Annotated in this window: 11 protein-coding genes and 3 pseudogenes; 1 reads left to right on the forward strand and 13 read right to left on the reverse strand. The window is 47.4% G+C overall.

What is annotated here, in order from left to right; genetic code table 11:
* Nucleotides 1–24 precede the first annotated feature (24 nt).
* The 13 genes and pseudogenes from JCM14374_RS06015 to JCM14374_RS06070 all read right to left on the reverse strand — a co-directional run bounded on the left by JCM14374_RS06015 (nucleotide 25) and on the right by JCM14374_RS06070 (nucleotide 12,885).
* Nucleotides 25–813 carry a dihydroorotate dehydrogenase electron transfer subunit gene (locus JCM14374_RS06015; RefSeq protein ID WP_054694758.1) on the reverse strand — a complete coding sequence of 263 codons (789 nt, stop codon included), beginning with the start codon at nucleotides 811–813 and terminating at the stop codon, nucleotides 25–27.
* Between the two features lie 138 nt (nucleotides 814–951).
* Nucleotides 952–2,241 carry a dihydroorotase gene (locus tag JCM14374_RS06020; RefSeq protein WP_054694761.1) on the reverse strand — a complete coding sequence of 430 codons (1,290 nt, stop codon included), beginning with the start codon at nucleotides 2,239–2,241 and terminating at the stop codon, nucleotides 952–954.
* Nucleotides 2,225–3,166, reverse strand: a complete 942-nt coding sequence (locus JCM14374_RS06025; RefSeq protein ID WP_054694764.1) for an aspartate carbamoyltransferase catalytic subunit — start codon at nucleotides 3,164–3,166, stop codon at nucleotides 2,225–2,227. Before JCM14374_RS06025 ends, JCM14374_RS06020 begins: the two co-directional genes overlap by 17 nt.
* A gap of 234 nt (nucleotides 3,167–3,400) precedes the next feature.
* Nucleotides 3,401–3,952 (reverse strand): bifunctional pyr operon transcriptional regulator/uracil phosphoribosyltransferase PyrR, encoded by a 552-nt coding sequence (gene pyrR / locus JCM14374_RS06030; protein ID WP_157048987.1) that lies wholly within the window; start codon nucleotides 3,950–3,952, stop codon nucleotides 3,401–3,403.
* Between the two features lie 200 nt (nucleotides 3,953–4,152).
* Nucleotides 4,153–4,233 (reverse strand): annotated as a pseudogene (locus tag JCM14374_RS15710) (GNAT family N-acetyltransferase); the annotation flags it as partial.
* Nucleotides 4,223–5,151 (reverse strand): annotated as a pseudogene (locus JCM14374_RS06035) (RluA family pseudouridine synthase). The pseudogenes JCM14374_RS15710 and JCM14374_RS06035, both read right to left, overlap by 11 nt.
* Nucleotides 5,138–5,602 (reverse strand): signal peptidase II, encoded by a 465-nt coding sequence (lspA, locus tag JCM14374_RS06040; protein ID WP_054694767.1) that lies wholly within the window; start codon nucleotides 5,600–5,602, stop codon nucleotides 5,138–5,140. The pseudogene JCM14374_RS06035 and the gene lspA overlap by 14 nt, the downstream one beginning before the upstream one ends.
* A 92-nt stretch (nucleotides 5,603–5,694) precedes the next feature.
* A complete protein-coding gene (locus tag JCM14374_RS06045) occupies nucleotides 5,695–6,378 on the reverse strand; it encodes an MBL fold metallo-hydrolase (protein ID WP_054694770.1) in 684 nt (227 codons plus the stop codon).
* Between the two features lie 20 nt (nucleotides 6,379–6,398).
* On the reverse strand, nucleotides 6,399–7,607 hold the full coding sequence (locus tag JCM14374_RS06050; RefSeq protein WP_054694773.1) for a class I SAM-dependent methyltransferase: 1,209 nt from the start codon (nucleotides 7,605–7,607) through the stop codon (nucleotides 6,399–6,401).
* A 16-nt stretch (nucleotides 7,608–7,623) separates the two neighbouring features.
* Entirely contained in the window at nucleotides 7,624–10,101 is a 2,478-nt protein-coding gene (locus JCM14374_RS06055) for a polysaccharide deacetylase family protein (RefSeq protein ID WP_054694776.1), read from the reverse strand.
* Complete coding sequence (locus tag JCM14374_RS06060; RefSeq protein WP_054694779.1) at nucleotides 10,098–11,672, reverse strand: 1,4-alpha-glucan branching protein domain-containing protein; 1,575 nt, start codon at nucleotides 11,670–11,672, stop codon at nucleotides 10,098–10,100. The genes JCM14374_RS06055 and JCM14374_RS06060 overlap by 4 nt, the downstream gene beginning before the upstream one ends.
* A 20-nt stretch (nucleotides 11,673–11,692) precedes the next feature.
* Nucleotides 11,693–12,241 carry a glycosyltransferase family 4 protein gene (locus JCM14374_RS06065; protein ID WP_172674167.1) on the reverse strand — a complete coding sequence of 183 codons (549 nt, stop codon included), beginning with the start codon at nucleotides 12,239–12,241 and terminating at the stop codon, nucleotides 11,693–11,695.
* Nucleotides 12,190–12,885, reverse strand: a complete 696-nt coding sequence (locus tag JCM14374_RS06070) for a glycosyltransferase family 4 protein (RefSeq protein ID WP_054694784.1) — start codon at nucleotides 12,883–12,885, stop codon at nucleotides 12,190–12,192. Before JCM14374_RS06070 ends, JCM14374_RS06065 begins: the two co-directional genes overlap by 52 nt.
* 161 nt (nucleotides 12,886–13,046) lie before the next feature.
* On the opposite strand from JCM14374_RS06070, the pseudogene JCM14374_RS06075 reads away from it, so the two are divergent.
* A pseudogene (locus tag JCM14374_RS06075) lies at nucleotides 13,047–14,311 on the forward strand (adenosylhomocysteinase).
* The last annotated feature ends 246 nt before the right edge of the window (nucleotides 14,312–14,557 follow it).

A 14,557-nucleotide genomic window follows, 5' to 3' on the forward strand; every position in this document is an offset into this window, starting at 1 on the left:
CTTTATGCAAGCTTCTACCTCCCTTTATTTCTGCAGTTCTACCGCAGACATTGAAAAAACCGGGCCATCTTTACATACTTTTATATAGTTTTCATCCTTGGGCTTAAGCTTGCGAGCACATCCCAGACACGCGCCCACTCCGCAGGCCATATATTCTTCCAATGATACCTCTCCGGGGATGCCCCATACTTTGGCATACTCACATACCGCTGCCATCATGGGTTCAGGTCCGCAGGCATAAATATAGTCTATTTCCTGGGGGTTCATTTTCTTCACCAGCAGATCAGTTACCAACCCTTTATAGCCCGCACTCCCATCAATCGTTGAAGGCATGAACTCTACCCCCATATCACGAAGCTTTTGCAGAGCCACCAGCTGTCTGCGGCATTCCACCCCATGCAATACTGTAACCTTACAATTATTGTCCACCAGCGCACGTGCCAGGTAAAACAGAGGAGCGATACCGACTCCCCCTCCTACCAGTATTACTTTTTTCCTGGGCGCGGCCAGAGAAAAACCACGACCTAACGGCCCCATGGCATCCAGGTATTCCTTGGTCCTGATACGAGTTAGCAGATTAGTGCCTTTGCCCACTACCTTGTAAAGTAAAGTGATGCTGCCAAGTTTTTTATCCACATCAAAGAGACTGAGCGGACGTCTCAGCAGAGGACTATTATCCAGGCTTGATCTAATGTGAACGAATTGACCGGGCCTGCAATCAGGAGCAATGCTGGGGGCTATAAATTCAAGTTCCCACATGTCACGGGTGAGCTGAGTGTGTCGCACCACCAGTCCCTGTTCTAAAAACGGCATATACTATTCCTCCGACATAAATCGAAAATACCAAGCTCATATATTTGAATGAGATATAGCCTGGCTAATATTATTTTCTTTTTTATTTGCCTAACTTCCTGCATTATCTTCAATCTTATACTTCATGGTTTTTAATAATTATCCCATAATCTGACCGTCACGAGCTACAATTCTGCCTCCTACCATGGTCAGGCAAGGCCAGCCCTTCAAGTTCATACCCTTGAACGGCGTATTCTTGCCCTTCGAATTAAACTGCGCAGGGTCAACACTCTTTACTATTTCGGGATCAATAACAGTTATATCAGCAGGTGCGCCTATATCAAGGCGGCCTTGCTTTAAACCCAATATTGCAGCCGGTCCGCATGTAAATGCTTTAACCATCTGTTCTATATCCAGGTAACCGGGAATAACCAGGCAATCCATAATTAAAGCCACAGCTGTTTCCAGTCCTGAGATACCGGACATAGCCAGATTATATTCACAATCCTTTTCTTCAAACTGGTGCGGAGCATGGTCGGTAGCGATAGCATCAATCAAGCCTTCCTGCAAGGCCTCACGAAGAGCCTGAACATGTTCCAGCGAACGCAAGGGGGGATTTACTTTGGTATCGGCATCATAAGAGCCTACTGCCTGATCGGTTAGTATCAAGTGGTGCGGAGTAACTTCACAGGTCACCCTGATTCCCTCTTGCCTGGCCTGGCGAATCAGTTCCAAAGTACCGCTTGTGGATACATGACAGATATGCAGGCGGCCTCCGGTAAGCCCGGCCAGGATAATATCCCGGGCCACCATAACCTCTTCGGCTGCGGCCGGAATACCCTTCAATCCGTAAATAGTGGAATAATAACCTTCGTGCATCTGTCCGTCGCGGCTCAGGTTCAAGTCTTCACAATGGGCCAATACAGGCAGATCAAACATCTTCGCATATTCCAGAGCATTTCGCATTATATCCCCGCGCATTACCGGTTTGCCATCATCGGAAATGGCTATACAACCGGCGGTCACCATTTCGGCTACCGGGCTGAGCTCATTTCCGGCCTGTTTTTTAGTTATGCTGCCAATGGGCAGGACATTGACCAGACCGGTTCTTTTGCCTCGGTCTCTCACAAAACTGGCTACAGCACCATTATCGATTACCGGGCTGGTGTTCGGCATACAGCAAATTGTAGTAAAGCCCCCGGCGGCTGCAGCCCTTGACCCGGTGGTAATGTCCTCCTTGTATTCAAAACCCGGTTCCCGCAGGTGAACATGCATATCAATGAAACCGGGGCATAATATCTTGCCGGTAAGGTCAATAATCTCAGCCTTATCAAGATTAATCTCTTTGTCAACAGCCTTAATTTTGCCGTTTTCCACTAAAAGATCGCCGACCATGTTTACCCCGTTAGCAGGATCAATTATCTGAGCTCCTTTAAATAGCAATTTCATCTTTGGCGCCTCCCATCATCAGGAATAACAAAGCCATACGCACAGCCACCCCATTTGTAACCTGCTCGTTAATCAAGGCATGGCTTCCGTCAGCAATTTCACTGGATATCTCTATCCCGCGGTTCATAGGTCCGGGATGTAAAACCAGGACATCATCCTTGGCCCGCAGCAGGTGTTCCGGTCGCAGCATATATAAATCGGCATATTCATCCAGGCTGGGGAAAAAGCCGACTTCCTGCCGCTCACGCTGGATGCGCAGGACGTTGATAACATCCACCCCATCCAAGGCCGTATCCAGGTCGTAGTAAACCTTAACCCCCATCTTTTCTATTTCTGGGGGTATTAAAGTGGAGGGTCCCACCACCCGGATTTCACAACCAAATTTGGTCAGACCCCATATATTGGAGCGGGCCACGCGGCTGTGGCGAATATCCCCTACTATAGCCACTTTCAGCCCGTCCAGTTTTCCTTTATGTTCACGCATGGTATACATATCCAGCAATGCCTGGGTAGGATGTTCATTGGCGCCGTCACCGGCATTAATCACCCGCATCGTAGTGTTACGAGCCACATAATGCGGAGTGCCGCTCATGGAATGGCGCATAACCATCAAATCGAAACCCATCATCTCCATGGTTTTGATGGTATCCCGCAGGCTTTCTCCTTTCTGTACGCTGCTGGTGGAAACCGCCAGGTTAGTGGTATCAGCACTCAAATACTTGCCAGCCAGTTCAAAGGATGTTCTGGTGCGAGTGCTGTTCTCATAGAAAATCGTTACCATGGCCTTGCCCCGTAGGGTGGGTACTTTTTTAATATCACGTTTGATTATGTCCTTCATCGGCACTGCGGTGTCCAGGATTTGCAGGATCTCCTCCCGGCTAAGTTCCTTTAACCCCAGTAAATCCTTGCGTTGCTCAAATTTCACCTGGTTGCCTCCTTCACTATAAGTAATAGAATCAACGCCGAAAACGCTGTATGTCAGACACATACTTCACTAACAATTCTGACTTGCACGGACTTTAAACTGCAGGGTAAGATTAAGACCCTTAACTTATAAATAAAAACCTCCCCTGCGTTTTCAGCAAGGAAGGTCCTTACGGGGCTTGTTTTGAGGTCTTCTCCCTTGCTGGCCTCTCGGACCAAATTAAAGGGTTTAATCTCAAGTATCTATTATTTCTTGTATTGTCACTCCGTCCTGACCGTCAATTTCTTCCACCATTACGGAAATAATCTCTTGTCGTGCGGTGGGAACATTTTTGCCTATAAAATCTGCCTTAATGGGCAGTTCCCGGTGTCCTCTGTCCACCAGCACCGCCAGTTCAATCGACTTGGGCCTCCCCAGGTCGATTAAGGCGTCCATGGCAGCTCGCACCGTCCTGCCGGTAAATAATACATCATCAACCAGAACAATAGTTTTATCATTTACATCAAAGTTTACTTCGGTACGGTGTACCTGCGGCTGGGCCGCCAACAGTGTCAGGTCGTCACGATAAAGGGTGATATCCAGTATACCCACAGGAATCTTTACTCCTTCAATTTCCTCGATGCGTTCGGCTAATCGTGCTGCCAGCGGTCCTCCCCGGCGTCTTATCCCTACCAGGACCAGGTTGTCTACACCTTTGTTGCGTTCAATGATCTCGTGGGAAATACGTGTCAGTGCGCGTTTCATGGCTACGGCGTCCATAATCTGGGTCTTATCTCTTAACTCCAAATCGTCTCCTCCTTACCGCACTCGCGCAAAATAAAAAAGCTGCCAAGCTCGTAAGGCCAGGCAGGCTTGTCATCCTGTTCCATCCTTGCCGGCCTCACGGGGCCAACTTAAAGGTACTGGTGTAATTCTAAATAATGGTTAGGGCATTGTCAAGGGAGAAAGAATTAGACGCACCAGAATCTAAGCCAGGTTGCTAAAAAACTTAAATACTTATCAATCATATTCTCTTGTTCATCCGCTAAAAGCAATAAATCTAAGAAATCCTTTTTATTATTCTCTATAACTTGACCCCTGCCTTAGTTTTTCTAACAGCTTTTGAAAATACTCGGGCGGGGGGCTTTGAAATTCCATGTATTCACCGCTGGAGGGATGGATGAAGCCCAGAAGCTGAGCATGCAGGCTTGTGAATCCAAACCCGGATATGATTTGGTCGGTCCGTATAGAGGGTCCCCGGCTACAGGGTGTCTAATATAAGCAAAATGGACTCGAATCTGGTGGGTGCGTCCGGTCATAAGTTTTACCCGCACCAAGGTTAAATCACCAAAGCGTTCCAGAACCCTATAATGGCTTATAGCCGGTCGGCCTTCCGCAACTACTGCCATCTTTTTGCGGTCGCTATGGCTGCGTCCAATGGGAGCTTCTATACTGCCGGCATCTTCCTTTATGTTCCCATGCACCAGGGCCACGTACTCGCGGTTGATGCTGTGTTCCTTGATCTGTTCGGCCAGATGCCGGTGGGCCATATCACTTTTTGCCACTACCATCACCCCGGAAGTATCTTTATCTAAACGGTGTACGATGCCGGGGCGCAGTTCGCCGTTTATACCGGAGAGGTCATGGATATGATAAAGCAAAGCATTAACCAGGGTGTAATCCCAATTGCCGTGGGCAGGATGCACTACGAGCCCTTTGGGTTTATCAATAACCGCTACGTCACTGTCCTGGTAGAGAATATTCAACGGAATGTCACGAGGTATTAAAGCTATTTGCTGAGGCTCGGGTATATCAATACTTATAGTTTCGCCTTCCCGCAGGCGATAGCTGGCTTTGCGTTTCTGTCCGTCGACTAGAATTTTTCCTTCCGCCAACAGGTTTTGCACGGTATTGCGTGACAGGGATTCGATTTCCTCGGCTATAAAAGCATCCAGACGTTCGCCTTCATTCTCATCCCGGACCTGCAGTATTTCATTTGCCGCCATTTTCAATCCTCTTGTTCTTTTTACCTTCATTAATATACAGATGCAAAACCAACAAGATACCTCCGCATACAATCGCCACATCGGCTATGTTAAACACCGGCCACCAGCGCAGATCAAGAAAATCTACCACGTATCCCAGACGCAGGCGGTCAATAAGGTTTCCCCAAGCCCCGCCTGCCAGCAAACCCATGTAGATCGCCAGTCTGTCAGCGGGATGATATTTCATCTGATATATAATTATTCCTAAAATCACTATGGCCGCACAGAACAAAAAAATCTTATCCCATCCCCAGAATAATCCGAAAGCAGCTCCCCGATTATGTACCAGGGTCAAATAAAGAAAACCGTCCAGGAGTGGACGGCTGCTGCCCTGGGGTAAATGAGAACTGAGCCAGTATTTGCTGAATTGATCCAGAACTAATACAGTTGTAAGACTTGACCAAAAACGCATTAAGATCCTCCTGTATATAATCCTTAATCAATTATTCTCTGTACGGATAACTGTTAAACCTGACATGAAATCCGAATCGTTCTTTGTACCCTCTACCGGATGTATTGCCGCAGGTATCCTTCTATATATCTTTTGACTTCAGCCGCAGGCTGGTAAATACCGAAATGGCCTTCGCACAGTATATCTGCTTCGAGAGCCAGCAGTTTCCGCATCGAATCCCGCCATTGTTTCATATCCGAGCCCCACTGTGAACTAAAGGGGCCATGTATGTCCTGGCCAAACAGAATCCGCTGCCCTGCAATATCTATATAAGGGGATATGCCTCCCACCGTGTGACCAGGAGTGTGCGGACAGTAAATCTGCAAATTACCTAAATGAACACCATCATCTCCGTGTAATACTATATCCACATTGACCCCGTCATATTTCATGCCGTACAGAGCGGCGGCGGTCAATTTGGGTTCACCATCCTGTATAGCGGGCAGTTCGAGATGGTGGCATACCACCTGGGCTCCGGTTTGCTCCTGCAGATATTTGAGCCCCCCCACATGGTCAATATGACCATGGGTAAGGATAATATATTTTACTGCTTGCAATGAAAGACCTAAAGACTTGATGTTATCCAGTATACGCTGGCTTCCTTTACCGGCTCCCGCATCTATCAGAACACCTTCCCCTTCGTTCTCAATCAGATAAACGCAGCAGTCCTCGGAAGCGGACAGCGTTGACCCGCCTACCTGGTATATGTGGGGACATATTTTAACAGCTTTTTTCATAAGCTCCCCCTAAATAATGACTACCGCTTTTTATAAACCGCAAACAACTGCAGGGCCACCTTGTCAAACGGATGGGCCCGCAGTTCGTCAGCCAATTCCTGGGCTGGAGAACGGTCGGCAATATCCAGGAAACTATCCCAATCCATAAAATCAAAAGGAATAATCTGCTCTTCCTCAAAACCATTGCGATTAAACATCTCGGTCAGGCTCTGGGGGTCAAAATGGTGCATGTGCAGCATGGCCGGGAATAGGGTTCCTTCAATGCTTTCCCAAATCCGTTGTTCGACTTCGCCGTAACGAGTGGGAGCGGTAATAAAAACACTGCCTCCCGGCTGCAGAACACGGGCGAATTCCTGCACGATCTTTTCCGGTTCAAAGGTATGTTCCAGAACATCCAGGCAGTTTATACAGCTGAAAAAGCCGTCAGGATAAGGCAGACCTGCGATACTGCCTTCGGTAAACGTTACCTCCTGCGAAGACCCGGCCAGCAAGGTGTCTGCTCCGGGGAATTGGCACTCTACATCTATAGTTCCCAGTTCATCCTGAATTAATTGCACTACCCGGGGGAAGATACGTTTTTCCCCTTTCTTCATCATGCCTGACAGAGCCATGGCCCTTTCCAGGCGGGCTTTACAGGCATCCACAGCGAATACCTGCAGATACTGGCTCATTACCAGGGTAGCAAACCCTGCGCCGCAGCCTGCGTCCAGGACCCTGCCCTGCATTTTCTGCACACGCGGATAAACAAATGTAAGGAACGAGGATTCTCCCCCTGAAGAAAAATTCTGCAGAGCAATGATCTCGTTCAGTGTAAAAAGGTCTTCCTGGCATAGGTGCGAACCGATTTCGCGGCGGAACCAGTTGCGCAAGTTCCTGTCCTCTCGCAGTTGATCGATAATCGCATCCAAATCACGCTTTTCCGTAGCCTGATAGACTTTTTCCCTGTCATCATCACTGATGGCTTGCCAAATGTAATTGACAAAGAAGGGAAAGCAAATATTATGGTTGACATTAAACAGAATAGCCTGACCGGGATTTTCTTCCTTCAAACGCGCGGTGGCATTATGAAATTCCAATAAAAAGGCAATAGCTTTCTCGTCATTGCGGGAAAACAGGTCGGCATATGCGGCGGCCAGATCAGGGGCGTCTGGAACCAGACCCTTGTATATCTCTAATACTTCCGGATCAACCACTCCAAAGTAGTAGTCAAAAAACTCTTTTAAAATCATCTTCTGCAACCTCCATTTATCTAATCAAGTCTATTACTCGCCGGTATTCGCTGCGGTTTTTAGCGGTATCAAATTCCCAGCTAATCTCGGCTTTTAATGATGCCTTTCCGTCTGTGAAGCGAACCATTGGCTGCAGCATAGTTCCTGAACTGTAGTAACCTAACCGGCTCTGGTCAGGGAAAACATAGCCCTTATAGTATTCTTTCACTGCAGGTCTCACGATTAACGACTCCATGGCTCCCGAAGATTCCATCTTAATACTCAGTAAATTAGAAAAAAGGCTGTCGTCGCCACCGCGAATCTGATATATATAGTCAATAACTTCTGGTCGCTCATATACAAATTCATCATTAATAACGTTATAATTATCGCCTTGTTTAGTTATCAAATACTGGGCTTTAAATCTGCAAGCCGTATCGGCTGCAGGGATGATGCCCAAACATGCCTGGGGATTAAAGTACCTTTCATCGGATGGAGCCGCCGTGCAAACCAGCTGCGGGACCAGGAACAACGGCAAAGAAGCATCGTCACATGCCGCCTGAAATTCGATTATAAAATGGTTTTTTTCGATCTCCAGCAATTTGCGGATCATAATCTGCATCTGCCTGCCCTTATATTCAAGCAGTTCACTGCGAGTTAAACATATATAAGCCACCCCGTTCTGATATTCAGCCCTTTCGATATGGTAACGAGAGGTTTCAAAACCGCCCAGGCTCTGAGTAAGATCCTCACCCACAGTAATACCGCAGCGCAAGGAGTTGCGGCATATTTCCCGCCTTCCGCCTTCTTCATAATACTTGGCCGCCAAACTGCTGTCGGTTTCACTAAAAACCAGAGGCATCGCGCAACGGTGTATGTTATGGTAAGCCTTGAGCCTTTTGACGTTATCATTTAGCATTTCATGCATTACACTTAATGATAAATCGGGTGCCAGAACATGGTGGTAACTGATACAGCCGCCTTCACTATGCACAACCAGGCTTTGAGCGGGAATGGAGAGCACAACTTCAGGATACCCGTCCGCATCCCAGTCCCTCACTTCCAAAGGTTCCTCATTATCCAAACCCAGGCTTTGATTCAGGTTGTTTTGCAGACGCAGGGCCAGTTCCAGGTAAGCCAGGCCTTGAGCGTCATAATAAGGAGAAGAACCGTAACTGGGATGGCGGCTGGCCCATTTGGGATCCTCCTGGTAACAGAGGTGGCGCACGCGGTTTATCAGTTTATAGGCATCGGCAACATCGATGCCATAACCTTCATTGAGAATTCCGTCAATGATTTCGTAACGGGCCGCTGAATCCAAAAGAGCGCCGGTAATCAAATCACCGGTTGACCCTGACCCTAACAGTTTTTGCTCCCGCCAATCATTCAGTAACTTCTTTTCAAAAAGCAACTGCCTATTTTCCAGATCCTTAATCCGGCACATAACCCGCCGCAGCCGCTCATCACCATATACCACCCCGCGAATACCGCGCCGGGCGGTCCAGTTCTCCCATTCAGGGTAGCTGTGGCTGCTGCTCACCGGATAGGTATCCAGAACTCCCTGGTTCAACAGGTAGTTCTTAAGCCCAGTGAAACTCAGTTCCTGGTCCCTGTCCACCAGACTAAAGAACTCCATCAGCCATTCCCGATCCCCGTTGGGATCTTTGCTCCATTGTCCAAACTTCTCAGCATCTTCAAATATCAAAAGTATGGGTTCGATTTCCCGGCCAAAAACCCTGGCCATTTCAGCCGCTTTCTCCAGGGCATCTTTTATATAGAAATAGTAATGGCCCGGCTTTATACGCACCCGATCATCACCGGTAAAACTCTGCCGTTTAAGCAGCTGGTAGCGGTATTGACTATGAATGGGAATGGAATAAAAACTCTCCCCCCCTATTTCATCCCGCAGGGCAAAATAAAGCATTTCCGATGGTATATGGCTGGTAGTAGTAATTGATACCGGGTCAACAAAATTAAAATGACGCAGACAATAATCACTGTCTGAACCGGGATAGGCAAAATGCACAGGATAAAAGGTTTCCTGATCCAGGTAGTAAAGCGGCACCGCTTTTAGAATACGAGCAGCCCGTGATATCTCCTGCAGGAGCAATTCACCGCACTCCCGTTCCACCAAGTGAATTCCCTGCCAATCACAGGAATTAACCCCGGTAACAGATTGCAGCAGTTCATTGTAACGGCTTAACTGGTAGAGGTAGTCGTCACGGCGGCTGGATAATTGAATAAACGGTTCATCCGCCAAACCACCTATCAGGCCTATCTTTCCGGATTTCAATAACTCTCGTAATTTGCTTACAAACTCCGGTTTTTGATCCTGCATCCAACAGAGGAATGGTCCTGAGAAATGCAGGTTTATATAAAAAGAATCCAGTTTAACAGCCTCCTGCAGTAACTGCAGCCAGGGCTGATAACTGTTACAGTAGGCTTCTTCTCGGGTTCGGTAAAGTTGGAAATGGGGTTGATGAAAATGTGGGCAAAAGGCTATATGCCCTTTCATAAAATACCTCCAGCTTTAATGATGTTAAGAAAATCATCTTCGTATTCTATTCTCTGCAGCCACCGGGCAAAATCCTCATCCATCTGTTTGGTTTGCAGGCAGTTACTGAGCCGCAGCAGTTTGGTGTAATGTTCAAAAAATCTTTTCATGGCATAGTCGCGGGTAAGGTTATTACTTACCATAAACAGCCAGTCGCTGCTCTGAATGAGCATTAACTCCTTCAAGGATTGAATCATGGCACGTGCAGCCAGTCCTGATTGGGGATACGCCAACTTCAAGGTCTCATATTCCAACCCGACCTTTTTGATAATCTCCCACATCCATGTGGTTTCGGCATTATTCCACATATAGTGTTTGCCGCCCATACCCCAGGATGATTCAAACACCTGAGCCTCATACTGGATGTCTCCCATCTGAGCCGGGCTTACCATGGATATTTGAGGGGTACGGTTCAGTTCACGGAACACCTCTTCCAGCCAGTTAACCCCTTCCCACCACCAGTGCCCGAATAGTTCGGTATCATAGCAGCCTACTATGAGAGGAGATGTGAATCCTAGTTTTTGAGCTTCTTTGCTGTTTTCCTTCAGGCTGTTCACAAAATGACAGGCGTGCTCTCGAGCGCGAAATACGGCCCGCTCAGGATGGTAAACCTGTTTGCGGTCCAGCGTGTTCTGGCGGTCAGTTATCTTCCAGTATTTGAAACCCGAATTGGTATGTTTATGGAATTCACGATAATCAGCGTCACCCGGATAACCGTAATCAGCTGACCATACCTGGTTGCTTACCATGGCATTGCGGCCAAAAACCGTAATCTTCTTGCCTTCAATACAATAAGGCCGGTAGGTGCTGAGTCCGGTATTGGCAAAGGTCTCGATTTCCACCTGGTTGCTGGCTTCGCCGCTGAATACCTCCAGCGGCCTGCCCCCTTCGATAGCATGGCTGTCAACATAAAAATATTCAAAGCCATATTCGATTAAAATGTCTTCAACACCCTTAAAATATCCGCATTCCGGCAGCCAGAACCCACGGGGAGGGTGTCCGAAGTAGTGTTCATATGTCTTCTTTCCCCAGAATATCTGGTTTTTCAGGCTGGTATAATCCAGAAGCGGCAGATAGGCATGAGTTGCAGCCGTAGTAATAACCTCGATAGTGCCCTCATTCTGCATACGCTGCAGAGCGCCGATTATATTGCGGTCAAGGTCAACCAGAAAATCCCGGCGGATATCGCGGTAGAAACGGTGATAATAAGCAGCCACCCGGGCCATTTCATTTTCGGCTCGGGACAAGTAATAACGTTCATCTTCAGCTGCCCTTTTTTCCCGCTCATTAAGGTAGTTTACAAACTCGTTTTGTATGTAATGGGAAGCAAGCTGTTCCAGCAATGTGGGACTAAAGCTGAAGGTTAAAGAAAGGTTTATCCCTTCATCACGCAGCCGGTCCAGCGTGCGCAGAAGCGGGATATAGGTTTCAGCCATGGCTTCAAACAGCCAAACCTCGCCAAAAGGCCAGCGGCCCTGGCGTTTGACATAGGGGATATGACTGTGCAGAACCAGCATTAATTTAGAATTCAAAATGTCCTCCACTTCCCCTTTTAAATCTGGCCATGAATGAATACCGGTTTGGTCTTAAAAGACAGGGCCTCATTATAAACCTCTGCCGTACTGCGGGCAATAACATCCCAACTGTAAGTAGTTTCTATAACCTCAGCCGAATTGGCCCGCAGTTTATCAGCCAGCGTCTTGTCCTTTAAAATTCTAATAATTGCCTCGGCCAGCTCGTTTTCATCTCCGGGGGCAACTTTTATTCCCGTTACGCCACTTTCCACAATCTCGCCCAGCCCGCCGGTATCAGCCACCACTACGGGAGTAGAGGTAGCCATGGCTTCCAGGGCCACGATACCGAAAGGTTCATATAGGCTGGGAAAGACAGCAACTTTAGCCTTCTGGTAAACGTAATTTCTCTCTTCACTGTAGATGAATCCAGTAAACTGAATCTGTTCATCCAGATCCATGCCTAGTACCATGCGTTCCAACTCTTTTTGCTGTGGTCCCCGCCCCCCAATATAAAGCCTGGCATTAGGCACCTCTTTCAGTACCTTTGGGAAGGCACGCAGAAGGAAACAAACGCCCTTTTCCGGCACCAGCGCCCGATGAAGAAAACCACTTCTTCGTCATCGTTAATAGTAAAACGGGGACGCTCGGGCATGGGTAAAAATAAGGAAGGGTCAACCCCGTTGGGTATAATTGTAAGTTCTTCCGCCGGACGACCAAATAGGCTGGAAATCTCGTGCTGCATATAACGGCTGCAGCATATCACCCTATCAGCTTCCAGAGCCAGGTTCCTTTCTATCTCGTTGATTTCCATTTGGAAGCGGTTGTGCAGGCCAAGATTGCGCCCGTGTTCAGTCGCATGAATGGTTGTTACCAAAGGGATTTCAAAGATCCTGGCCACAGACCTGCCCGCATAGGCCACCAACCAGTCATGAGCGTGAATTATATCGAAGCCCCCAACCTCTCCATTGATTACCACCGCTTCACGAATGGCCTCACTATTGAATCTGAAGGTCCAGGACTTAAAATTCTCAACTTCCCGGTAAGCGCTGCCTACCCGGTGTATATGCACCCCGTTCTCTTCCTGATAATCAGGATAGTACTTTACCCGGGGAGTAATAATATGTACGCATACGCCATTGCGCACCAGGAACCGGCTCAAATCATATACGTGTTGTCCCAGCCCGCCCACCATATGCGGTGGATATTCCCAGCTGAAAATCAATACCTTCACCAGGAAATCCCTCATTTATTACGATATTTAAAATTATATTACCAGATTGTTGTTTATTTTGTAACCCAATTTATCTTATAATGACCTGGAAAGCAGCGTTAATAACTGCTATAGTGAAATCACGATTTATAAATTAATACGGAGGTTTAATAATGACCGCTATGCTGCATAGCCTGAGTGAAACTAAATCCATTATCAAAGACCTGGCCCTGGCCCCTGCCGGCTACGCCAAACTCGAATGGGTCAGCCAAAATATGCCCGTTCTTAATATGTTAAAAGAAGAATTTACAAAAACCCTTCCTCTGAAAGACATGACTATCGCCTGCTGCCTGCACCTGGAAGCTAAAACCGGCTATCTCCTGCAAACCCTGCAGGCGGCCGGCGCCAATGTGGTGGCCTGTGCCAGCAATCCATTATCCACTCAGGACGATGTGGTCGCCGCCCTGGTAGATTCAGGCATAACTGTTTTCGCTATACATGGTGAAACCATGGAAGAATATCATCGTTTCCTGGAGATGACCCTGGATACCATGCCTGATGCTCTGATTGATGATGGAGCCGATATGGTGGGCTTATTGCACAAGGAACGTAAAGAGCAGGCTCTGTCTATTATTGGAGGTTGTGAGGAAACTACCACGGGGATAGTACGTTTAAGGGCTCTGGACCGTGAGGGAGTTCTCGTGTTCCCCATGATAGCTGTTAATGACGCCTATATGAAATATCTTTTTGACAACCGCTACGGTACCGGGCAATCGGTTTGGGACGGTATCAATCGTACTACCAACCTCGTAGTAGCCGGCAAAGATGTGGTAGTTGTAGGATATGGCTGGTGCGGCAAAGGTGTAGCCATGCGGGCTAAAGGATTGGGTGCGCGTATTATTGTAACGGAAATCGATCCCATAAAAGCCAACGAAGCTATTATGGATGGATTCGAAGTAATGCCTATGGCTAAAGCGGCCGAACTGGGAGACGTTTCATAACCGTAACCGGAAACATAAATGTAATCCGCAGAGAACACATGCGGGTTATGAAAAATAATGCCATCATGGCCAATGCAGGGCATTTTGACGTTGAAGTCAGCAAAGGCGACTTGAACAGCCTGGCAGTCAGCACACGAGTCTTGAAAAATAATATTGAAGAGTTTGTAATGGAAGACGGACGTAAACTGTACCTGCTGGCTGAAGGACGCCTGGTCAACCTGGCGGCCGGCGACGGCCACCCGGCGGAAGTCATGGATTTAAGCTTTTCCCTGCAGGCCCTGTCCCTTTTATACGTAATTAAGAATCGTAAAGAACTGGACAATCACGTATACAACGTACCCGAGGAAATCGACCGCAAAGTAGCCTATCTGCGGTTAAAATCACAGGGTGTGGAAATAGACGAACTTACCAGTGAGCAAAAGACCTATTTGGCCAGTTGGGACTAAATAATATAAAAAGTTGAGCTCAATTTGGTTATTATACTGATATAGTGCTTGAGTGTTCTGTATAAAAGGTTTCCGATGATCTCCGGAAGCCTTTTATTATTTTATCAGTTATATTTGCCCGATTAAGGCAATAATTTTACTTGTTTCTTGTATTAGTGACAATCATGAAGCATATATAACCGCTTTTAATTTGTCCCTTGGTTGCAGACTGAATAAAAATCCGCCTTTTTCAAAATAATAAATAAG

The sequence above is a fragment of the Syntrophomonas palmitatica JCM 14374 genome, from assembly GCF_001311885.1.
GTDB classification, from domain to species: Bacteria; Bacillota; Syntrophomonadia; order Syntrophomonadales; family Syntrophomonadaceae; genus Syntrophomonas_A; species Syntrophomonas_A palmitatica.